The sequence below is a fragment of the Gracilimonas sp. genome, assembly GCF_031581265.1.
Lineage (GTDB): Bacteria > Bacteroidota > Rhodothermia > Balneolales > Balneolaceae > Gracilimonas.
The window spans coordinates 113,205-135,685 of record NZ_JAVLBQ010000003.1 but is presented as its reverse complement, the minus strand read 5'-3'; the positions used below and the strand labels follow the sequence as shown (position 1 = coordinate 135,685).

Genomic DNA, 22,481 nt, shown 5'->3' with positions numbered 1-22,481 from the left:
AATCACTTAACTCATCCAAAAACCTACCTCGAAATGTGCAAATAGTATCATGATCAGGATGTTGATTGGCTGCAATATAACGCATCGGAACCGACTCGTAGGTGGCTGCCTCAATCTTACGGGAGGAAAAGGTTCCACGAGCGTAGCTGTAAAATAATAAGGCAAGGAGCATGCGAGGATGATAGGCAGCTGAACCCCTTCCTGCATAGGCTCCCTCAAGAGCTGAAAGATCAAGCTGGTCAACAATTTCTACCACAAACCGGGCTAAATGATCTTCCGGAAGCCATTCATCTATAGATGGTGGAAGCAAATAGGCGGTCTCACGATCCACCAAGCGAAAATTAACAGACATAAAAGCGTTTCAGGTTCAATTAAAGTTCATCCTAAACTAACAATTTACCCCCAAAAAGTCCGACAGACTCCTAGTGTATTCAGATGATGTTCTTTCAGAAAGAAATAATTAACGCTGTTATCACCGGGTTTTCTGGGACGTAAGGAGTTTTCCTCAAAGAGGTAGGTTTGAAAACCATGTTGTTCCATGAGTTGAACAACCTTGAATCCGGAAGAGGATGTATCATCAGGAGATTCAGAGATTTCAATAAGCCAGGCTGCGTCAGATTTTTTCAGAAATTCGGAAGCTCCTTTTATGCAGTTGAGTTCATGTCCTTCGACGTCATATTTAACAAGTGAAATGGCATCAGCTTTATCAATAAAGAGAGTATCGATGGTTTTCGTCTGAATAGTGAATTGCATATCCGAAGAAATATCAGAACAGTCTTTGCGTAACGAGGCCCGAAAGTAGTTCCGGGTTCCACCGTAAATAGGCACTTCAATAATCGATTCCCCATTCGAATTTGAAATGGCGACTTGGTGAAGCTCTACATTATCAAGCTTAAATCGCTCCATATTATTAGATAGAATATCAAAGGTAAAAGGAACCGGCTCAAAGCTAAACACTTTCGAAACTTCGGGCGAAAGAAACCGGGTGTATAAACCAACATTCTCACCAATATCGATAAAAGTAGATTCTTTACTCACCAGTTCTTTAGCTACCAAAAGGTCCGGTTGATCATTGATATCATAATCCCTGAGAAGCTGGTAATATCGGAATTCCTTATACCGGCGGAGCAGGAAACGAGGGACTATCTTTTGAAGCAAAACTTTTATCATAATTTTTTGAAGGTTCTATGGGCTCCAAAAAAGTAGGTTATTATTTGTTGATTGTCTAAGTGAATTACTGACCAATGAATCATACTCTTTTTCTGATAAGTTTAACAAAAAATGTCAAAGAATTATCTAACATCTACATGGATGACAACTTCTTGAGGTTTATAATCGAACTGAGGTTTTCAATGATTTTTTTATCAGTGAAATCTGCGCAATCACAAAATCTGCGATCAAAAAAAAGAAAAGGCTCCCTATCAAGGAGCCTTCTCTATTGTTAGCAATCTATAGCTTTATGGAAGCTATAATCCAGTAAAATCAAGTTTCACAGAGACACCGGTCCCATGGCTAAACTAAAAACCGGTATCTCAATGATTTTATCAGTCCATGATCTTTCTTAAGAAAGCAGGCTGATCGGTATCGTCTTTACGGATACGTTCCGCCCGACTTTGAAATGGGGCGATATTATCCTGAGCATCATTTTCGCTCTCCTTTTCATTGGTAGGCTCTTCACGAGCTTCAATGTTTTCTTCTTGTTTGCGAACGTTTAGATCGCGACGAAGATAGGAGGGAGTATCCAACTTTTTAAGGTTATTTTCCCCTTTGTAATAGTCGCCTGTTGAACGGGAAAATCGCTTAGGTACATCAGCTTTTTTGTTGGATGACTGTATTTCGGCTTGTGCATTTTCAGCTGCTTTGTTGAGCGAACTTTCTTTATTGCCGGAGACTTTAGCCTTAGTACGATCTTCAGCAAGGTCAAAACCGGTAGCAATTACCGTAACTCTGATCTGATCGCCAAATTCCTCATCCAATACGGTACCGAGAATGATTTCGGCATTTTCTCCGGCCTCTTCGTGGATGATGTTGGTTGCAGTAGTAGTTTCGCGCATTCCAAGGTTGGAACCGGCTGAGATATTGACCAATACATTTCGTGCTCCGCGGATACTCACCCCATCAAGCAATGGAGAGTTGATAGCAGAACGTGCTGCTTTTTCGGCTCGGTCTTGTCCGTCTGCTGTTGCAGATCCCATGATCGCTGCTCCACCGTCACTCATTGTAGTGCGGACGTCAGCAAAGTCAAGGTTGATAAGTCCGGGCATGAGGATTAAATCACTGATGCCTCGGGTTGCATTATAAAGTACCTCATTTGCCATCGCGAAAGCTTCCATCAGAGACGTATTCTCGTCGGCGATATCAAGCAGTCGCTCATTGGGAATTACGATAACGGTATCGCAATTTTTCTTGAGTTCGGTGATTCCCTCCAAGGCATACTTCTTACGAACTTTACCCTCACATTCAAATGGGGTTGTGATGATACCCACAGTCAGGATTCCGCGTCGCTTGGCAATGCCGGCAACTACAGGAGCTCCCCCGGTTCCGGTTCCACCGCCCATGCCTGCAGTCACAAAGACCATATCGGCATTTTCGATAGATTCCTCAATTTCATGGCGATTTTCTTCCACCGCTTCCCGACCGATTTCAGGTCGAGCTCCGGCACCAAGTCCGTTGGTAAGGGCTGAGCCCACCTGTATCTTGATATCCGCCATGCTGTTTTTGAGGGCCTGTGCATCTGTGTTCAGAGCGATATACTCCACACTTTCGAGTCCCATGTTAATCATATTGTTAATGGCGTTACCGCCACCGCCGCCTACGCCGATCACTTTGATCTTGGCGTTTTCCTGGCTTTGCTCGTCGAAAAAGAAACGTGAATTGTTAGCCATGATATTAACTCCTTTTGAGTTGTTGTTTTTTTACTGGATTGTTAGTTGTAGATGATTGCTTTTGGAATTCCATCCGTCAGACGAGAGATTCTTATTCCATCTGACCGCTCTAAGTCGTTCTGATGGATAATTCAAGCTATGTTGCTTATTAAATTCGTCAGACGATTTCATTCCGTTGTGTTGTTGATTGCTGATTTTACTTCTAAAGTTCTTTGATATTCATTCTTGAATCCATCCGTCAGACGAAAGATGCACACTCCATCTGACCACTCTAAGTCGTTCTGATGGATGATTTAAGCTATGTTGCCTATATAATTCGTCAGACGGTTTAATTCTGTTTACTGATCACTGTAAACTGTTCACTGTTTAAAGTTCTTTGAACCAACTCTTCATACGCTCAGTGATTTTCTGCATCACCTGCTCCACGTTGGTTCCTTTTGATGATGATGGCATCATCGTTTGATTGTTTGCGGTTCCTGAACGAAGGGCATGCATTACCAGACCTACACCGGTTGCGTAGATGGGGCTGTTCACTTCTTCCTTCAGTCCGCCTGTGATACCCAGTGGAATTCCCACTTTGGCATCCAGTCCTAAAATTTCATTTGCCAGCGGACAAATATTTTTGATCAATGAACCGCCACCGGTAATAACCACGCCGGCGCTCATTGATTCTGCATATCCGCTGCGCTTAATTTCAATGCCCACGATTTCGAGGATCTCTTCCATGCGGGCTTGTACAATTTTGGCAAGTATGCTTTTGGTAATTTCTTTGGGAGGTCGACCTGCGATGCCCGGAACCGTGATGGTTTCGTCATCTTCAATGAGATCGGCATAACATTCGCCGTGTTTGCGTTTCAAGGTTTCAGCCTGATCGTCGAGTACACTTAATCCAAGACGTATATCGTCCGTTACTTTTTGTCCGGCGATAGCCACAACAGCGGTATGCCGGATGGTGTTATCCTGGAAAATGGCGAGGTCGGTAGTTCCGCCTCCGATATCAACCAATACCACACCGGCTTCTTTTTCCTCATCATCCAATACTGAGTACGAAGAGGCAAGAGGTTCCAGAATCAAGTCTGCAACTTGGTAACCGGCTTTTTCCACACAGCGATACATATTTTTAGCAGCCGAAACCAGTCCGGTTATAATGTGGACTTCCGCTTCCATTCGCATGCCGCTCATTCCAACGGGATCGCTGATGCCATCCTGACCGTCAACCACAAATTCCTGTGGAATCACATGCAGGATTTGTTGATCGGTTGGAAGCATGATACGCTGACAATCTTCGAGCAGGCGTTCTACGTCTTTAGCCGTAATTTCATTGTCTTTGTTGTTGATAGTGATGACACCTTTGCTGCGCATACTTCGGATGTGGTCGCCGGCGATACCCACATTTACTGAGTTCACCTGAATGCCGGAGGCCAGCTCAGCCTGAGCGATGGCATCTTTGATAGCATTTACGGTTTTGTCGATGTTTACCACAACACCGCGATTCAATCCATCACTGTGAGCTTTGCCCACCCCGAGGATATGAATGCGTTCCTGTTCATCGATTGAGGCTACGATTGCGCAAATTTTCGTGGTCCCGATATCGAGACCTACCATTATGTTTTCATGTTCTTCCATGACGATCCGCTGTGTTTTTGATGATTGCTAAAAATGTTAAGTATCTAAATTTCACGGGTTACCACTTGGTTTGTGAACCGAAGATCAACTTGTTGCATGCTGTCAATGCCTTTGGTTTTGACGACCTGTGCATAAAATGCTTTCCAGTTCTGCAGTTTGGTTTTAAAATTGTTTCGGCCAAATAGCAGTTTAACTCCGTTCTCATGACTCAGAGCCACCACGCCATCATTCTCGTCAAAAGCTACTTCGCTGATGGTCGTCCATCCAAAACGATCATTTCGAGCCTGAACCAAAAAGTCACTCACTTGCAAAAAGGATTCATCCTGCAAGGTGTCATCCTGATTGGAGCTATAGCCGTATAGCAGTGGTAAATTTCTTGTTTTTCCTTCCAGAATTGGGAGTTTCACCCCTTGAGCGTCTACATAAATGCGATTTGAGCCGTCAATTAACAGAGCCAATGGTTCGCGTTCGGTAATATTCAATCGCAAGCTTCCATCCGGCTCGATATAGGAGGTGACTTTTTGCACGTAATCCAATTTCTCTACGCGAAGTGCGACTTCCTCTAAATTCAAACTGTCAGGTTTAATACCGGTTGGTACTGCCGCTGATTCTTTGACTTCTTCATATTCAACAAAAGTCAGTTCATTCACTTTTAAATCTTGTACCGTCACATTTCGGTTCCAGTACATGGCGGCAAGCACAGCAATCCCAGTCACCATCAAAACAGCGGTTAACCAGGGTAATAAGGATGTATTTGCTTGCTTCTTACTCAACTATTTCGCTTTTGGTTTGAATTTGCCTGACTTCAATGCTTCTATAAAATCTTCGCCAAATCGGTAAATATCACCGGCGCCCATCGTGATGATGATGTCGCCTTCTTCTGCAATTTCTTTCAAGGTTTGGGTGATCTCTTCCTTTTTTTCAACATACTTCACATTTTTGTGTCCGTATTGTTCAGCGGTGTCGGCTACCAACTTCCCGGTTACTCCCTCAATAGGTTCTTCGCGGGAAGGATATACATCGGTGCAGATCAACATCTCTGCATCAAAAAAGGAGAGGCCAAATTCTTTATAAAGTTCCTGTGTACGGGAATACAAATGAGGTTGAAATACGGCTACTACTCTGCGATCGGGCCAGCCTTTGCGAGCAGCCTGTAAAGTGGCTTGAACTTCGGTGGGGTGATGTGCATAATCATCGATCACCATACAGCCGTTATCATATTTCAGCTGAAATCTTCGGAAGACCCCTTCAAAATGTTCCAGGCCTTTCTTTATTAGTTTGAAATCAATACCAAGTTCAATTCCTGTTGCCACAGCGGCCAAAGCATTTTTTACATTATGCTCACCGGGAGCATTCAGTGTGATCACCCCAAGTTTTTCCCCTTCATAAATCACAGAAAAAGTGCTGGTGAACGCATCAACGCGAATATCGGTAGCTCGAAGTTGAGCCTGGGGATTTAATCCGTAGGTAATCACTCGTTTCTCCAGCTGTGGCAAAATGCTTCGCACATTCGGATCATCCAGGCATACAATCACGGCACCGTAAAAGGGAACTTTATTGGCATAATCAACGAAAGCTTGTTGTACATCTTCCAGGTCATCATAAATGTCGAGATGTTCGGCTTCTATATTTGTGATAATAGCTATGGAAGGGGAGAGGCGCAGGAATGTTCGGTCAAATTCATCGGCTTCCACTACAATGAGATCCCCTGTGCCAACTACGGCATTGGTTTTATCAAAACTGTGGACTTTGCCGCCTACAATAATGGTTGGATCGTAATTACCATCTTGGGTTACATGGCCGACCATTGTGGTGGTCGTAGTTTTGCCGTGAGTACCCGCTACCCCGATACCGAATTTCATTTTCATCAATTCAGCCAGCATTTCCGCACGTTTGATAGTAGGAATACGGTTTTCCATGGCCGCTTTAGTTTCTACATTTTCGTCGGCTTTTACAGCACTGGTGTAGACGACTACATCGGAGCCTTCAATATATTTGGCATCATGGCCCTTATGGACGGTAGCACCAAGTTCCTGTAACCGTCGCGTAGTTTCGGTTTCTGCACCGTCTGAGCCGGTTACTTTATAACCGCGCTGTAACAATATTTCGGCCATCCCGCTCATACCAATGCCACCTATACCCACCATGTGGATATGTTTAGTGCGGCCAAATACGGGTTGTGTTTCGATGCGTTTTTCCACTGCTGCTTATAACTTGGATTTTGCGATTTCTAAAATTTCTTTGGCAATCAGTTTGGCTGCATCAGGCTTGGCAAGATTTAACGCAGCCTGATTCATTCGCTTCAGATTTTCCTGATCGTGGATCAGTTGTTCTACTAATTCACTCATGGTTTCTTTCATAGTGCTGTCCTCCAGCATTTTTGAAGCTCCGGCATTAACCATTGCTTTTGCGTTTTGCGTTTGATGGTCTCCCGCAACATTAGGCGAGGGAACCAGTATGCTTGGTTTTCCCGTCAGCATCAGCTCGGAGCATGAACTTGCCCCGGCACGGCTTATCACTAAGTCAGCCACGGCATAGGCTTCAGCCATATTATCGAGATAGGCCAGGAGCCTCAGGTTTTCTAATTTCTGCTCATCGATTTCAGTTGAAAGTTCATCATAATATCGAGGCCCGCACTGCCAGATAATTTGTAGTCCGGCTTCATCATGCAGATTCTCAATGTTGGCTTTCATCGCCTCATTAATGGTTTTAGCTCCACCGCTTCCGCCCATTACCAGCAATACTTGTTTATCCTCACTGAATCCAAATGATTCAAGTGCTTGCTCACGATCGGCGTCTTTAAGAGATGATCGTGTTGGGTTTCCGGTTACTTGTGTTTTCTCTTTGGGGAGATACTGGTCGGCTTCCTTAAAAGCGGTAAATATTTTGACGGCAAATTTAGCCAACAGTCGGTTGGTAACACCGGGAAAACTGTTTTGTTCTTGTATCACAACCGGGATGCCTTTTTTGCCTGCTACCCATCCAACCGGACCTGCAACGTATCCCCCGCAGGAGACCACAACATTCGGTTTAAAATCACTCAATATTTTTAGACTTTGGAATAAACTGGTGATCAACTTCACCGGAAATAATGCGTTTTTAAACGTAAATCGGCGATGGAAACCGCTGATCCAAACATTCAGGATATTGTATCCTGCTTTGGGTACCGCTTTCCATTCCATGTGGTTTTTTGTGCCCACAAATAAAATTTCTGAATCGGGGTTTTCTTCCCTTAGAGCATCTGCAATTGCAATAGCAGGATATACATGTCCGCCTGTTCCGCCGGCTGCCAATAAAATTCTTGGATTATCCATAGAACAAAGGCCTCCGGTCCCGGTTATGTTTCGAGATGTTGAGAAGGATACCCACCATACCACCGGCAAATAGCATACTTGTTCCGCCGTAGCTTACAAAAGGCATGGGGAGTCCTGTTACCGGTAGAATGCCACTGGCAACACCGGCATTTACAAATCCATAAAGCACAATCATCAATGTGCAGCCCACCGCCAACAGCGAGCCAAGATGATCTTCAGCATTTCTGGCTATGAAAACCACTCCCCTAAACAATATCAGGGTAAACATTAGTATGAGCGTCATAGTACCAACCAAGCCGTATTCTTCAGCGATGATGGCAAAAATAAAATCGTTGTAAGGGGCGGGGAGGAAATCTCGCTGCGTACTTTTGCCAATTCCAACACCCAGTAGTTCTCCTTTGGCAATGGCAATATGGGCCTGTTGAGCCTGATACCCACTGCCTTGAATGAAATGATCGCTGGGAATGTCTTTAACTTGAGTTATATACTGATCAATACGGTCTTGTCGATTCGTGGATTGTCCGACTAAAAGCACACCGCCAAGTATTCCTATGGCAATTAAGGCTCCAAGTTGTATCACACTTACCCGGCCGATAAACATAATCACCAGGCAAATAACCATTAAAATTCCGGCACTGCTGAAATCTTCTAATCCAATAAGCCCACAGGTTAGAATGACCCAGAACATGATAGGGAGGAAGGTCTTTTTAAAATCTTTGATGTATTCCTGCTTTTCACTTAGTAGAACACATACGTGTAATATTAGGGCTACAGAGGCCACCATAGAGGGCTGAAATGAAAATCCTGCGATATTCAGCCAACGTCTTGCTCCAAATTGTTCGGTTCCAAAAGCGAGTACGGCCATTAGCAGAAATAAACTCACAACCATTCCAACACGACTGAATTTGGCCAAGGTATGATAGTTGAATTTTGATAAGATCAACATTCCAATAAAGGCGATACCCAGTTTAACCAAATGCCCAATAATCAATTGTCCGGCTGTAGTCGATTTAGTCTCCGCAAAAAACGCAATGGACGAATACACCGCCAGCATACCAAAAGTCATCAGGATAACCACAGCCATCAATAAATACCGATCGCTGCCTTGCTTGCGCGTATCGATATCCTCAGCCGAAGTGCCGATGATGTTGGAAATATTGCTATGTGGACTGGTGTATATCATTAATTATTTCGATTCAGTAGTTACTTTAAGTACAGTCATTGCGAGGAGGCTTTTTGTCCAATCTCGATTTAGAAAGTCTAACGACGCGGCAATCTCCCCGAAATACTTGGAAAATCGTTTTAAGGAGATTGCTTCGTCGGCAAACATATCAATGCGACTCATACTTGAAAGCCTTCTCGCAATGACGGGCGTTGGCGATATTTGAGTTGTTACTTTGATAATTGGAATTTGGTTTTTGGTATTTATTTGTCAGAGTTTATTCACTTCGTCTTTGAAAATTTTACCTCGGTGTTCGTAGCTGTCGAACATATCAAAAGAGGCACAAGCCGGACTCAATAGCACGACTTCTCCTTTCTTAGCTACTTTTTGTGCAGCTCGTACTGCTCCGCCCATCGTTTCAACTCGTACAAAATTGGGCGCTGTATCTTTAAGCTGTTCTTCAATTCGATCTCTGGATTCTCCAATTGCAATTACGGTGTGAACCTTTTCTCGAATCTGATCTTTTAATTCGCTGTAATCATTTCCTTTATCCCGGCCGCCCAAAATCAAAGTCACAGGCACATTAAAGCTGTCGAGGGCAAACCAGACTGCATTCACATTCGTGGCTTTACTGTCGTTTATATATTTCACGCCTTCAACTTCTCGTGCTATTTCAAGCCGGTGCTCAACTCCGGTAAAGGATTTCAGGCTTTCACGTATGGCTTCGTTCTTAATTTCTGCAGCGCGAGCAGCAAGAGCTGTTGCAAGGCCGTTACTTAAATTGTGTCGGCCTCGTAATCCTATTTCTTTTATGTGCATAAGTGGTTCTTCCTCGTCGTTGAATTTGAAGATGATATGGTCGTTGCGAACAAAAGCTCCTTCAGGGACCTCCCTTTCATTTGAAAAGGCCCAAAGTTGGGGAGTTGATTGTTTTTGCTTTAGCTGTTCAACGTGTTTTTGAATGATCGGATCGTCATAGTTAAAGATGAACTGATCCTCTTCCGTCTGGTTTTCTGTAATCCTGAATTTCGCCCCAGCGTAAGCTTCAAGGCTATTTTGGTAGCGATTCAAATGATCGGGAGTGATATTCAAAATCATACTCACTGCCGGTTTAAAGTCTTTGATGTGATCAAGTTGAAAACTGCTTACTTCAAGCAGGAAATCTCCTTTATTGGATTCTACCTGATCAGAAAATGCAACACCGATATTACCGGCCAATGCATGTTCTTTTTTGGCGGTTTCCCAAACATGATCTAACCAATTGGCAACAGTGGTTTTTCCATTACTGCCTGTTACGGCTATAATTTTTTGATCGGTAAACCAGCTTGCGGCTTCTATTTCAGAAAGTACTTCCTTCCCCGCATTTAGGTAATGCTGAATGATGGGAGCCTCGGTGGCCACGCCGGGACTAACGACCACAAAATCACCCGATTTGGCTTTATAAGTATGACCGTTTTCCTCATATGGAATTCCGGCTTTGTTTAATTTCTTTTTGGCATCACCCGAGATTTGGCCATAATCCGATACAAAAACGTCAGCTCCTTTTTTAGCAAGGAGTAGGGCAGCTGCAATACCACTTTTGGCAGCACCAATCACGACTATATGTTTGTTTTCAACTTTTCTCATCGGATTTTCAGAGTTAGAAAGCTCAGAATTCCCAGTAAAATGGTGATGATCCAAAACCGTACTACGATCTTTTGTTCCGGCCATCCTTTTTTCTCAAAGTGATGGTGGATGGGAGTCATTAAGAATACACGCTTTCCTTTTCCGTACTTCCGCTTTGTGTATTTGAAGTAGGTTGTCTGAATAATGACTGAAAGCGTTTCAATAAAAAAGATTCCACAGATAAAGGGCAGCAGTAATTCTTTATGGAGCATTAGCCCGAGGGCACCAAATGCACCACCTAATGCCAGCGATCCCGTATCACCCATAAATACTGAGGCCGGGTTTGTGTTGTACCATAGAAATCCGATACAGGCTCCGATGAGTGAAGCAGTAAATATGGTAAGCTCTCCGGCTCCGGGCAGATACATGATGTCTAAAAAACCGGAAAAGTCTACACGCCCGGATACGTAAGCAAAAATGGCAAAGACAATGCCACAAATAGCAGAAGTGCCTGCTGCAAGCCCATCAAGACCATCTGTTAAATTTGTTGCGTTAGATACTGCTGTAACCACAAAAACGGCAACTCCAAGATAGATCATCCAGCCGAGGGTATCGCCAAAGAATGCATAATCCAGATTCACATTTTTGAGAAAGGGGACCGTTGTGAGGGAATTGAAAGACTCAAATTCAGGATAGAAGTAAAGAACTCCACCAACAACTAAACCAACACTGACTTGTCCCGCAATTTTAAACCATCCTGCGAGTCCGCTTTTATCTTTCTTGACTACTTTTATGTAATCATCAATAAAGCCTACGATTCCTAAAGCAAGGACTACAAAAACAATCAGCCAGCTGTAGATGCTATCCATGCGTGCCCATAAAACAGTGGGTATCACTATGGATAAAATGATAATAACTCCACCCATGGTTGGGGTTGATCCTTTTGTAAGGTGGTGGTCGAGCCCAATATCATCCCGAATTACTTCTTTGAGTTGTAAACTGCTTAGCCAGTGAATGATCTTACGGCCAATAAATAAACTAATGAGCAGGGAAGTAATGGCTGCTAAAGCCGTACGGGTTGAAATAAAAGCCACTGCACCGGTTCCGGGAACATCATAAGTTGCATCTAACCATGTAAATAGTTCGTGTAACATTAGTTACCCCCAGTATTAAGATTCAAAAATTCGAGGGCAATTTTTCGATCATCAAAAGGAAATCGTTCATCATTAATTTCCTGATAATCTTCATGGCCTTTTCCGGCAATCAGTACGATATCATTTGAAGCAGCATGTTCGATGCCGTATTCAATGGCTTTTCTACGATCAGTGATACTTTTAACATTCTCGAGATTATCAAAGCCTGAAAGTATGTCTGCAATAATCAGATCAGGATTTTCGGTACGGGGATTATCGCTCGTTACAATGATAGAGTCTGCATATTCTTGAGATACTTTGGCCATTTCAGGTCGTTTGGAAGTATCCCGGTCTCCTCCTGCGCCGAATATTACGGTGAGCTTCTGTTCAGCATCTTTTACGGCAGAGAGGGTAGATAATACATTTTGAAGGGCATCCGGAGTGTGGGCATAATCCACAATTACCAATGGCTGATTTTCATTATCTGTTTTTACCGGCTCCATACGTCCGGCGGCTCCTTTAGCTTTACTTAGTGCAGCACTAATATCTGAGACAGGTAATTCCAAGGTTTCACAGATCAGAAAACTGAGCCCCAGGTTGTAAGCATTAAATTTACCCACTAAAGAACTTTCAATTTTTTCACCATCTATGATGACAGAAATTCCTTCCGCTGAATTGTTGAGTATGTAAGCGGTCTCGTTATCAAAACTGAGGAATACTTGTTCTGCCTTACAGTTGGTCAGCATCTCTTTTCCAAATTTGTCATCAATATTGACCACAGCTGTTGAGGTTTCCGGAAGAGTGTTGAAAAGCATTTGTTTTGCTTTGGCGTATTCCTCCAGGGTTTCATGGTAGTCAAGATGATCGTGACTTAAATTCGTAAAGGCAGCCACTTCAAAATCGAACCCTGCTACCCGGTGCTGATGTAAAGCGTGGGATGATACTTCCATTACTAAATATTCACATCCCATATCAACCATTTGTTGCATATCAGCGGCAAGCTCGATGGGATCGCTTGTGGTGAGTTTACTGTCAAACTCATCATCCAGAATTTTCTTGCTTACAGTACCGAGTAATGCCGCTTTTTTGTCGCAAGCCCGGAGTGTTTGATATACTAAAGTTGCAGTCGTTGTCTTACCGTTAGTTCCTGTAATCCCGATTACTTTTAAATTCTTAGCCGGATTTCCATAGAAAGCTTGTGCAAGGGGGCCTGCAAGAGGTTTGGTGTTTTCAACTTCTATTACACAAACATCTTCCTCTTCAGTGTAGAATGATTCTTCACAGATAATTACTTTTGCCCCACGGTCTATGGCATCTTCCAAAAACATGTGCCCGTCAACCTGGGTGCCCCTGATAGCAATAAATACCGAACCCGGTTCCGCTTCCCTGGAATCGAGTACGAACGTAGTCAACTCATGGTCAATATCTTTATTACTGACGTGAAGCGGTTTACAAATTTCTATGATAGTATCGAGTGTCAACTATTGATTGCTAACTTGGGTTAATGAATTAAGTGAACGAGCTTTGCCACGAACGGTAACGGTGTAGCCTTCGCGAAGCCATTCTCCGGCTCTGGGGTAGTGAGCTAATACTGTTCCTGAACCAATGATTTCAGTTTTTAAACCTAAATCGGTTAAAAGGGTAGTGGCTTGTCTCATATTCATTCCTTTCAGATCGGGAATTTCTGCAAAGCCTTCTTTTACCTTTTCACCCTCTTCGGTTGAATAAGTTTCCGACAGGGTAATTTTAATTTCGTTTTCCCGTGAAATCTCTGTTCCGGCCTCAGGGGATTGTTGTGCTACATATCCTGCATTTCCTTCCGTGTCATAGGGAAGGTTCAAATTTGTTAGCAGCACCTCGGCTTGTTGTTTAGAAAGTCCTTTTAATAGAGGCATCCGGGCAGTAAGAGGATTAAAGACCTCATCATTCTTCATGTTTCGCTGAATGTCACTGTCCAGGCCTGCGATACGGGTAGCCACATTTTTGAAAATTGGTCCTGCTGTAAATCCTCCGTAACCGCTTGTCTTTGGCTCATCTAATAAAATGAAAACGACATATTTTGGGACTTCCACCGGGAAAAATCCAACGAAAGATCCTCGGTACCTGTTGGTGTATCGTCCATTCACAACCTTTTTAGCGGTACCGGTTTTTCCTGCAATTCGAAGTCCGTCAACCTGGGCTAAATCACCGGTTCCGGAATCAGCTACCACACTTTCAAATATGGGCAGTAATTTTTCTACGGTTGATTCTTTAGCCACTCTCCGAATCTTAACAGGCTCATGCTCAGAAATCACATTTCCATTTTTATCTTCAACACGATTTACCAAATAGGGACGCATCATCACTCCATTATTAGCAAAGGCTGAGTACGCTTGGGTGATTTGCAAGGGAGTAGTTTGAATTTCATATCCGTGAGACATCCATGGGAGCGTCACCAAACTCCATTGATAGGGTTTGGCAAGACTTCCCTCAACTTCCCCAATCAGGTCAATATTGGTTTCAGTGCCAAAGCCCATATTTCGGGCATATTGATAGAATACATCCGGCTCCATTCTCATGGCAATTTCAGCAGTAGCCACATTGGAGGATTTTTGAATAACTTCCTGGAAAGTAAGATCACCCAAAGGGTCATGATCACGTAGGGTAAGGTCATGAATCACAACCTCACCATTATCGGGAGTCTCAAAAACCTCATCAAAATCAACCAACCCTTGTTCTACAGCAGCAATGGCAGTAACTAGTTTAAAAGTGGAGCCAGGTTCTATCATGTCAGATACTGCGAAGTTTCGGCGGTTCTCCTCTTCACTGCTTGCAGGATAGTTGGGGTCATACGTAGGATAATTGGCCATTGCCTTGATTGCACCGGTTTTGGGATCCATGATAATTCCGGTACCATAGGTAGCTAAGTGTTTTTCAACTCCTGCCTTAAGTTCATCTTCAAGGATGGCCTGAAGGTATGCGTCAATGGTGGTGTGAAGAGAATATCCGTCTCTGGGAAGTTTCTTGGGGGCGCCTACGTATTCAAAAATTCGGTTAAATGGATCTCGTCGTACTTGCCTGAGGCCGTCTTCTCCTTTTAGTTCATTATTATAGAAAGCCTCAATTCCAATTCTTCCGTTAGATTCGTGGTTTACAAATCCAAGGGCATGAGCTGCGAGTGATCCAAAAGTGTATTTTCTTCGATAGTTTTCCTCTAATATCACTCCTTTAATATTGAGCGCCTTGATCTCGTCTTTAGCAATGACAGAGAGATTATTCTCTAAGACAATATATCTTGATTGTGAGGGAGCCGAATTAATTTTGTTTTGATAATAAGCGGCACTTTTGTCAGTCAGTGATGCAAGCTTCTGAGTTAAAGCTTTCACCTTATCTTGAGGAACACCAATTTTGCCATTGTTAGGTACCTTTGGGTCAAATGCGAGTTTATAATCTACGGCATTGGTAGCCAGAAGTGTTCCGTTGGCATCGTAGATGTTGCCACGCTGAGCAGGAATGGGGATTTGGTCAATGGCTTGTTTATTCCAAAGTGCTCTAAGCTCATCTCCTTCAAAATAATTGACGCGAAGAAGTTGAAATCCTAAGGCAAAGGGTATCAGAAGGAGTAGTCCTAATATAATAAACATTCGGCTCAATATGGCAGTACGTTCATCCATCTTTTACTCCTCTATGATGATGACTTCTTCGGCAGGCCCGCCATTTATAAAGCCCTGCTCTTCCGCTTTTTGGTAAATATCAGCAGGACCAACCATACGATCATAGCTAAGCTTAAGCTCATCGTATTGCGCCCTTGCCCGGTTGTATTCTGCTTCTATAGCCTGAACTTCTTCCAACAGCTGCTGCGTGGAAAAGACGTGGGTTAGATAAAGCAAACCCATTATACCAATCAGTATACTACCCAGAATAACTTTCCAGGGTTTGATTTTGGGCATGCTGACTTTACCCTTGGTTTTGGGGGCAAAATTACCTTTGCTATTATTTTGAGTTCCATTATTTCCATTTGGGGAAGGAACTTTACGAAGGTTTGGGCGAATATCATGTTTCTTCAGTGGGGATTGTACAATCATGATTCACCTCCTTCTACTTTTTCAGCAATCCGAAGTTTAGCGCTTCGTGCTGCGGGGTTTTCGGAAACCTCTTCTTTGGTGGGGATTATAACCTGTTTGTTTACAGGCTTGATTGGGGATATCGGGTTTCCGTAAAAGTCTTTTTCTATTTTACCTTTGAAGTTCCCGGATTTAAAAAATCGTTTTACAATGCGGTCTTCAAGGGAGTGATAGGAAATAGCTTCAATACGTCCGCCGGGTTTCAATACTTCCAAAGACTGCTCCAAAACTTTTTCCAGCATCTCCAGTTCTCTGTTCACTTCAATACGGATGGCCTGGAAAACACGAGCCAGCGATTTCACTTCATAATGCTTGTTTACAACGGATGAAACCACCTTCTGTAATTCACCGGTAGTTTCAACGGGACGTGCTTCAATTATCGCTTTCGCAATTTTTCGGCTCTGTTTTTCTTCTCCGTAGTGGAAGATGATATCGCGGAGTTTTTCATAGTCATATTCGTTTACCACTTGGTAAGCTGAGACACCGGATAGGTTTCCCATGCGCATATCAAGGGGACCATCTTCCTGAAAACTAAAACCACGCTCAGGTTCTTTAATTTGATGAGTGGAAACACCAAGATCCAAAAGGATTCCGGCTATCTGACCGTGGGTATGGGGAGGTAGAATAGTGGTCAGATAGCCAAAATTGCCTTTTATGGGGGTAAAACGGTGGTCATCGCCAATTCTGTTTGAAGCAGCTTCAAGCGCCTCATCATCCTGGTCGATGCCAAATAGCCGTCCGTTTTCACCAAGCTTATTCAAAATTTCTTTGGAATGGCCGCCTCCGCCAAGAGTGCCATCTATATAAGTGCCATCCTCTTCAGTGATGAGGGCCTCAACTGATTCGCTCAGTAAAACCGGGATATGTTCTATATATGAAGTCATATCAGCTATCATCGGTTTCGGGATTATCACTCATTACTTGTTCAAAAATCTCCTCAAAAGCACCGTCTTCAAGTGCTTCATCAGCTTCGGCTAGTTTTTCAGGATCCCAGACTTCTATATATTCACCCATCCCGAGGAATACGGCCTTACCATCTATTTTAGCGTAGTCAGTAAGATCGGAGGGGAGGGCAATCCGGTTTTGTCTATCGAGGGATACATCCTCCGCATAGCGCAAGAAGTTTCTTTTAGCCAGGCGGCCTTTCTTTGTGAAGTTGTTGATGCGGGATAATTTCTCTTCTACATTTTGCCATTCATCTTCGGGATATAAATAAAGACATGGCTCTTGTCCGCGCACTACAGTGAAGCGTTCTTGTGCATTCGGACTTAAAGATTTGCGTAACTTTGCAGGGAAGGCTACTCGCCCCTTGGCATCTATACTATGCTCGTATTGTCCTTTGAAACTTGGCACGATATCCCTGCGGTGTTTAGATTGCTAAAATTAAGTGAGAATAGAGTGCTCCCCACAATCTCCCACTTCACCCCACAATGTACCCCAAACCACCACTATGTGTCAAGAGCTTTCCATTAAATCTTTAAAAATTGTTTTGAACAGCACTTTGATCGTATCCCAAATAAGGTGAATACAAGCAGAAACATTAAAAATCCTCAAATACTAAGCCTGAAGGTCGATTTTGGATTGGGCAGTATTCACGAAAGGAAAAGTGGAACATCAGTGGGAGAGAATGGAAGATTATTATGTCTTACAGACTCTAATTAATAGAACACTGATTTCTGTGCACAAAAAAGGGTACCAAAATGGCTCTATTTACTCCTCCAAAAGGGAGTGTTTTTCCATGATTTCGAGGACCTCATTTATAGGTATAGCTTGCTGTGTATGACCTCGATCTCCGGTGACAGTGGTAGCCATAAATAGGGAATTGAGAATGGCTTCTTCGGTTGCTTCCACAGCAGCAAGGAAGAGTGGAGTTGTAGCTGAGTTTTCCAGTTCTGTATAGCTTTGGGTTGAACCGGATGTCCTGGTATCAATTCGAATATCTTCACTGGTTGAAAAAGCGATCACGTAATCGCCGCTTCCGTTTGAGGCGAATCCTCCAACTCGTGAAATACCAAGCAGGGCCCTTTTGGCGAGTCGTTCTAAATTTCGCGAAAGGAGGGGAGCATCGGTAGCAACTACTATCATGATGGAGCCGTCAACATCGTACGGAACATCGCTTGCCATATAATGGTTTTCCAGCTCTTCGCCAACCGGAGCTCCGTCGATAGTAAGGACACCCCCAAAATTGGATTGCACCAAAACTCCTACGGTATATCCACCATATTCATCGGGAAGTTGTCGGGAGGAAGTTCCGATACCTCCTTTAAAACCAAGGGCTGATGTTCCAGTTCCGGCGCCAACGCTGCCTTCTTCAACAGGTCCATCTTTTGCATTTTCGATGGCATCAAACACATGTTGCATGGTCACATGTCGGCCGCGAATATCATTTAGCCATCCGTCATTGGTTTCACCGACTACGGGATTTACAGATCGTACATTTTCGTTGCCGGGCTGACGGAGTACATAATCCGTGATACCATTCGCTACGGTGTGAATGCTAAGGGTATTTGTAAGTCCGATTGGGGTTTCAATTTCTCCCAATTCCTGTACCTGGGTAAACCCCAATGCTTTTCCAAAACCATTGCCTACATAAACCGCAGCCGGTACTCTCGATTTGAAGAGATCTCCCCCATGCGGCATAATTACGGTAACACCGGTGCGAATATCTTCCCCTTCAATAATCGTTCGATGCCCTACTTTTACTCCGTCAACATCAGTGATGGCATTCAAAGCACCCGGTGTTAATATTCCCGGTTTGATACCGAGGTCACGGGCTCTTTGACGGTCTTGTGAATACCCTGTTTGTAGGAAAAGAATAGAGATGAGTAATAGGGGGAGTAATCTCATAAGATTGATTGTAATGAAATAGTGTTATCAGGATTTTGTTCTCCAAAATATAAAGATATACAAAGGAGAGTAATTCAAAATTTTAAATTTTCCATTTTGAATTCCTTAAACCAACTCACCAATATCAATAATATCCCCCAAAACACCGGCTGCGGTTACTTCTTTACCGGCTCCGGGGCCCTGAACTACGATCGGGGAATCTGCGTAACGTCTGGTGTATATCTGCAACAAGTTATCAGTTCCCTTCAAGTTGGCAAGGGGAGAATCTGCTTTGACTTCTTTCACCCCAACCGAAATTCCTTCAGGCGTGAATTCCCCAACATATCGCAGTTTTCGATTGTTGACCATAGCCTGTGCATTTCGGCTTTTCCAGTGGCTGTCATAGTCTGGCAGCCTTTCAAGAAATTCTTGAGATGAGAGTTCGATCAGTTTTTCAGGAACAAGGGTATCTACCCGAATTTGATTCCGCTCAAATTGATAGCCACAGGTGCGGGCCAGGATTAAAAATTTCCGGGCTACATCTTCACCGGAAAGATCATTCCGTGGATCGGGTTCAGAGTATCCGCCTGCTTTGGCCTTTCTAACCGCTTCACTAAATGGAGTTCCGTTTTGCAACTGAGTGAATAGGAAGGTCATTGTACCAGAGGCAACGCCGGAGATTTTTGTGATTTCATCTCCGCTGTTCAACAATGTTTTTAAGGTACTTATGATGGGAAGTCCGGCACCCACGGCTGTTTCAAACCGATAGTGAGAACGGCCTTTTTTTGATGATTGAATAAGTTCATCAAAATAATGTTGTGAAAGGGAATTGGCGCGCTTACTTGGGGTTGCAATATGTATTCCGTGCTTTAATAATTCAGAGTAGATTTCGGCCACGGTTTTACTTCCCGTTGCATCCACAAATATGATATTATCATCAGATCTGGCAATGAGTTTTTTGGTGATTTCGTCCCAATTTGTTTCTGTGTCTTTTTGAATTTCCGAGGAAATATTCAATTCTTTCTTTGAAGGATACCAGCGTACAAACCGGCTGTTGCAAATCCCGATAATATCGAGATCAAATGAGGAGTGTTTTAGTCCGGTGATTTGCTTCAATAAAGTTCCTCCGACAGCGCCAATTCCGGCTACAAAAATGGAGAGTGTTTTCTTGTGTTTCTTTGATTCAGGTACTGTTTTTTTGAGTGCAAGTGACATGATTAAGTTTCTTTGATTGCGTTATAAAATGATTTGAGTTCGGCGTTCAGTTTTTCGAATTCGATCAAAAAAGCGTCGTGTCCGTATGGGGATTCCAGTTCTGCAAGGTGACTGTTGGGAATGAGATCAGCTAATTCGCGTTGCTCCTCGATAGGGTAGAGCATGTCGCTTGTGAAGCCGGCAATGAGTACAGGTTTTTTTAAGCTCCCCAATACGTCTTTAAATGATCCACGATCGCGGGAAACATCATGCGAATCCATGGCTTTGGAGAGAATGATGTAGGTGTTGGCATCAAATCGCTGCACCAGTTTTTCACCTTGGTAGCGGAGATAAGATTCAACCTGGTAGATATTTTTTTCGGGGTGAATGTCACGACCAAATTTGGCTTGATAATTTCCAGGGGCGCGGTAGGTAATCATGGCCATGGCCCGTGCAGCAGCTAATCCTTTTTTGGGTGGATTATTCAGATCATAAAATCCATCTTTCCAGTTTTCATCTGCTTGAATGGCTTGTCGCTGAGCCTCACTGATTCCTATAGCCCAGGGAGAATGTGATTTCCCCATAACAAAAAGCGCAGCCGATTTAACCCGCTGATCCATGAGAGCAAATTCAAGCGCAACCATCCCACCCATAGATCCGCCTATTACCATTTCAATGCCGGTGATATCCCACTCATCGAGCAAAAGCTGTTGAAAAGTGACGATGTCCCTTATTGTGATATCAGGAAAGTCAGCTTGCCATGGGTTGTCAGCTTTTGGGTTGATAGAGGTTGGACCGGTTGAACCGTAGCAACTTCCCGGCGCGTTGATGCATAAGATAAATTGCTCTTCTGGATTAAGGATGCCACTTTCAGCAAACAACCCGCTAAACCATTCATCGGCTGCAGCATGACCTGTTAAAGCATGACATATCAGGAGTACGTTATCGCGGTTCTCATTTAAGGAACCCCAGCTTTTCCAGGCAATATCTACTTCAGAAAATGAATGCCCGGATTCGGTAGTCCAGTTCTTTTTAAGCGTAGTAATTTTGATGTCTTTGTTCATATTTGTCAACTTGTAAGCAACCTCGCAGCGTCCGACAGGACCTGCGAGCGTTGCGGTTTGTTTTCAAAATCTATAGCCGAACGCTGTGAGGTCTTGGGGACGCTCGCAGGTTCTCCAAAAGTGTATATTCAGGCTTAGAGGTTTTAGTTAAAAGCAGGCCCGGGTTTTCCACCGGACCTGCAATGGAGTACTTATCAGAGTTAGACCGGCACTTTTATTCTGGCAAAGGCTTTTTCGAAATCTTCGATGATGTCATCGATATGCTCAATTCCAACGGAAACACGAATTAAGTCACCTTTCACTCCACTTGCTTTTTGCTCCGTTTCATTGAGTTGCTGATGCGTAGTGGATGCGGGATGAATGACCAGCGTTTTGGCATCACCCACATTAGCCAGGTGACTGGAAAGTTCCACATTCTCGATGAAATCACGGGCTGCATCGTACCCGCCCTTCACTCCAAAAGTGAACACAGAGCCAAAGTGTCCTTCTTTCAGATATTTTTTGGCACGTTCGTGGTAATCGTGCTCGGGAAGTCCGGTATAATTGATCCAATCTACAGCCTCATGATCTTTAAGCCAGCTGGCTAATATTCGAGCATTTTCATTATGGCGTTCAACCCTCAGTGAGAGCGTTTCCAACCCCTGAAGTAATAGGAAACTATTGAATGGAGATTGTGAAGGGCCAAAATCACGCAGTCCTTCAACCCGTGCACGAATAGCAAAGGCAATATTCCCAAAGGGACCATCTTCCCCAAATACTTCCCAGAAATTGAGTCCGTGATAGGAGGGTGAGGGTTCGCTGAATCCCGGGAATTTCCCATTGCCCCAGTTGAAATTACCTCCGTCTATGATCACTCCTCCGATGGAAGTACCATGTCCACCGATCCACTTGGTGGCAGAAGCTGTTACCACATTGGCCCCGTGCTTGATGGGTTGAACCAAAGCTCCACCGGCTCCAAAGGTGTTATCAACAACAAGAGGGATTCCATGTTCTTTGGCAAGAGCCGAAAGTCCTTCAAAGTCGGCAATATTTCCGCGCGGATTTCCGATGGATTCTACATAGATAGCTTTTGTTTTATCATCAATGTGTTTGGCAAAAGCTTCCACGGTATCCTCTTCCGCAAAATTCACATGTATACCTAACCGGGGGAGAGAAACCTTGAATTGGTTGTAAGTCCCACCGTAAAGGTTTTGCGTAGATACGATATTGTCACCCGCATCAGCAAGGTTGGTGATGGCAAGAAACTGTGCGGCCTGACCGGATGCTGTTGCCAAAGCAGCCGTTCCACCTTCGAGGGCAGCCAGTCTCTTTTCGAATACATCCGTAGTCGGGTTCATGATTCGTGTATAGATATTTCCAAACTCCCTCAACGCAAAAAGGTTGGCGGCGTGTTCGGTATCATCGAAGTTGTAGGAGGTGGTTTGATAAATTGGAACCGCTCGTGATCCGGTTGCGGAGTCGGGTTCCTGTCCTGCATGAAGCTGCAGGGTTTCAAAATTGAAGTCTCGGTTTTCTTTTTTGTTGCTCATGATTATGTAGTGTTTTGTAAGTGTTTTTTGTTTTGTTTGA

19 protein-coding genes are annotated in these 22,481 nt (G+C 43.7%); all 19 read right to left on the bottom strand.

The features are described from left to right. Positions 1–352: transposase (locus RI561_RS02600; RefSeq protein WP_395078658.1), on the bottom strand; the 352-nt coding region annotated here is incomplete at its 3' end. Positions 353–396: 44 nt separating this feature from the next. Then, complete coding sequence (locus RI561_RS02595; protein ID WP_395078657.1) at positions 397–1,158, bottom strand: FkbM family methyltransferase; 762 nt, start codon at positions 1,156–1,158, stop codon at positions 397–399. A 386-nt stretch (positions 1,159–1,544) separates the two neighbouring features. Next, positions 1,545–2,885 (bottom strand): cell division protein FtsZ, encoded by a 1,341-nt coding sequence (ftsZ, locus tag RI561_RS02590; RefSeq protein ID WP_395078656.1) that lies wholly within the window; start codon positions 2,883–2,885, stop codon positions 1,545–1,547. Between the two features lie 366 nt (positions 2,886–3,251). Next, positions 3,252–4,511 (bottom strand): cell division protein FtsA, encoded by a 1,260-nt coding sequence (gene ftsA / locus RI561_RS02585; RefSeq protein WP_395078655.1) that lies wholly within the window; start codon positions 4,509–4,511, stop codon positions 3,252–3,254. A 44-nt stretch (positions 4,512–4,555) separates the two neighbouring features. Next, complete coding sequence (locus RI561_RS02580) at positions 4,556–5,284, bottom strand: cell division protein FtsQ/DivIB (RefSeq protein ID WP_395078654.1); 729 nt, start codon at positions 5,282–5,284, stop codon at positions 4,556–4,558. Continuing rightward, complete coding sequence (murC, locus tag RI561_RS02575) at positions 5,285–6,658, bottom strand: UDP-N-acetylmuramate--L-alanine ligase (RefSeq protein ID WP_395078662.1); 1,374 nt, start codon at positions 6,656–6,658, stop codon at positions 5,285–5,287. 60 nt (positions 6,659–6,718) lie between these two features. Then, complete coding sequence (murG, locus tag RI561_RS02570; protein WP_395078653.1) at positions 6,719–7,825, bottom strand: undecaprenyldiphospho-muramoylpentapeptide beta-N-acetylglucosaminyltransferase; 1,107 nt, start codon at positions 7,823–7,825, stop codon at positions 6,719–6,721. Beyond that, positions 7,818–9,008: an FtsW/RodA/SpoVE family cell cycle protein gene (locus RI561_RS02565; RefSeq protein ID WP_395078652.1), complete on the bottom strand. Its 1,191-nt coding sequence runs from the start codon at positions 9,006–9,008 to the stop codon at positions 7,818–7,820. Before RI561_RS02565 ends, murG begins: the two co-directional genes overlap by 8 nt. Positions 9,009–9,257: 249 nt before the next feature. After that, positions 9,258–10,613, bottom strand: coding sequence for a UDP-N-acetylmuramoyl-L-alanine--D-glutamate ligase (gene murD, locus RI561_RS02560; RefSeq protein WP_395078651.1), 1,356 nt, complete (start codon positions 10,611–10,613; stop codon positions 9,258–9,260). After that, positions 10,610–11,746 (bottom strand): phospho-N-acetylmuramoyl-pentapeptide-transferase, encoded by a 1,137-nt coding sequence (gene mraY / locus RI561_RS02555; protein WP_395078650.1) that lies wholly within the window; start codon positions 11,744–11,746, stop codon positions 10,610–10,612. The genes murD and mraY overlap by 4 nt, the downstream gene beginning before the upstream one ends. Then, positions 11,746–13,206, bottom strand: coding sequence for a UDP-N-acetylmuramoyl-L-alanyl-D-glutamate--2,6-diaminopimelate ligase (locus RI561_RS02550; protein ID WP_395078649.1), 1,461 nt, complete (start codon positions 13,204–13,206; stop codon positions 11,746–11,748). Before RI561_RS02550 ends, mraY begins: the two co-directional genes overlap by 1 nt. Next, positions 13,207–15,378: a penicillin-binding transpeptidase domain-containing protein gene (locus RI561_RS02545; RefSeq protein WP_395078648.1), complete on the bottom strand. Its 2,172-nt coding sequence runs from the start codon at positions 15,376–15,378 to the stop codon at positions 13,207–13,209. It abuts the gene before it with no gap. A gap of 3 nt (positions 15,379–15,381) precedes the next feature. After that, the gene (locus RI561_RS02540; protein WP_395078647.1) at positions 15,382–15,789 is read right to left on the bottom strand and encodes a hypothetical protein; all 408 of its coding nucleotides are present in this window, start codon (positions 15,787–15,789) and stop codon (positions 15,382–15,384) included. Further along, positions 15,786–16,712: a 16S rRNA (cytosine(1402)-N(4))-methyltransferase RsmH gene (rsmH, locus tag RI561_RS02535; RefSeq protein ID WP_395078646.1), complete on the bottom strand. Its 927-nt coding sequence runs from the start codon at positions 16,710–16,712 to the stop codon at positions 15,786–15,788. Before rsmH ends, RI561_RS02540 begins: the two co-directional genes overlap by 4 nt. 1 nt (position 16,713) lies before the next feature. After that, positions 16,714–17,181: a division/cell wall cluster transcriptional repressor MraZ gene (gene mraZ, locus RI561_RS02530; protein WP_395078645.1), complete on the bottom strand. Its 468-nt coding sequence runs from the start codon at positions 17,179–17,181 to the stop codon at positions 16,714–16,716. Between the two features lie 357 nt (positions 17,182–17,538). Beyond that, positions 17,539–18,675 carry a P1 family peptidase gene (locus RI561_RS02525; RefSeq protein ID WP_395078644.1) on the bottom strand — a complete coding sequence of 379 codons (1,137 nt, stop codon included), beginning with the start codon at positions 18,673–18,675 and terminating at the stop codon, positions 17,539–17,541. A gap of 105 nt (positions 18,676–18,780) precedes the next feature. Then, entirely contained in the window at positions 18,781–19,869 is a 1,089-nt protein-coding gene (locus RI561_RS02520; RefSeq protein ID WP_395078643.1) for a hypothetical protein, read from the bottom strand. 2 nt (positions 19,870–19,871) lie between these two features. After that, positions 19,872–20,912: a homoserine O-acetyltransferase gene (gene metX / locus RI561_RS02515; protein ID WP_395078642.1), complete on the bottom strand. Its 1,041-nt coding sequence runs from the start codon at positions 20,910–20,912 to the stop codon at positions 19,872–19,874. A gap of 200 nt (positions 20,913–21,112) precedes the next feature. After that, entirely contained in the window at positions 21,113–22,441 is a 1,329-nt protein-coding gene (locus tag RI561_RS02510; protein WP_395078641.1) for an O-acetylhomoserine aminocarboxypropyltransferase/cysteine synthase family protein, read from the bottom strand. Between the last annotated feature and the right edge of the window lie 40 nt (positions 22,442–22,481).

Coding starts and splice junctions, on each gene's coding strand:
- ftsZ (WP_395078656.1), bottom strand. CDS start 2,885: ATGGCTAACAATTCACGTTTCTTTTTCGACGAGCAAAGCCAGGAAAAC.
- ftsA (WP_395078655.1), bottom strand. CDS start 4,511: ATGGAAGAACATGAAAACATAATGGTAGGTCTCGATATCGGGACCACG.
- murC (WP_395078662.1), bottom strand. CDS start 6,658: ATGGTGGGTATAGGTGGCATTGGTATGAGCGGGATGGCCGAAATATTG.
- murG (WP_395078653.1), bottom strand. CDS start 7,825: ATGGATAATCCAAGAATTTTATTGGCAGCCGGCGGAACAGGCGGACAT.
- RI561_RS02565 (WP_395078652.1), bottom strand. CDS start 9,008: ATGATATACACCAGTCCACATAGCAATATTTCCAACATCATCGGCACT.
- murD (WP_395078651.1), bottom strand. CDS start 10,613: ATGAGAAAAGTTGAAAACAAACATATAGTCGTGATTGGTGCTGCCAAA.
- mraY (WP_395078650.1), bottom strand. CDS start 11,746: ATGTTACACGAACTATTTACATGGTTAGATGCAACTTATGATGTTCCC.
- RI561_RS02545 (WP_395078648.1), bottom strand. CDS start 15,378: ATGGATGAACGTACTGCCATATTGAGCCGAATGTTTATTATATTAGGA.
- RI561_RS02540 (WP_395078647.1), bottom strand. CDS start 15,789: ATGATTGTACAATCCCCACTGAAGAAACATGATATTCGCCCAAACCTT.
- rsmH (WP_395078646.1), bottom strand. CDS start 16,712: ATGACTTCATATATAGAACATATCCCGGTTTTACTGAGCGAATCAGTT.
- RI561_RS02525 (WP_395078644.1), bottom strand. CDS start 18,675: ATGAGATTACTCCCCCTATTACTCATCTCTATTCTTTTCCTACAAACA.
- RI561_RS02520 (WP_395078643.1), bottom strand. CDS start 19,869: ATGTCACTTGCACTCAAAAAAACAGTACCTGAATCAAAGAAACACAAG.
- metX (WP_395078642.1), bottom strand. CDS start 20,912: ATGAACAAAGACATCAAAATTACTACGCTTAAAAAGAACTGGACTACC.
- RI561_RS02510 (WP_395078641.1), bottom strand. CDS start 22,441: ATGAGCAACAAAAAAGAAAACCGAGACTTCAATTTTGAAACCCTGCAG.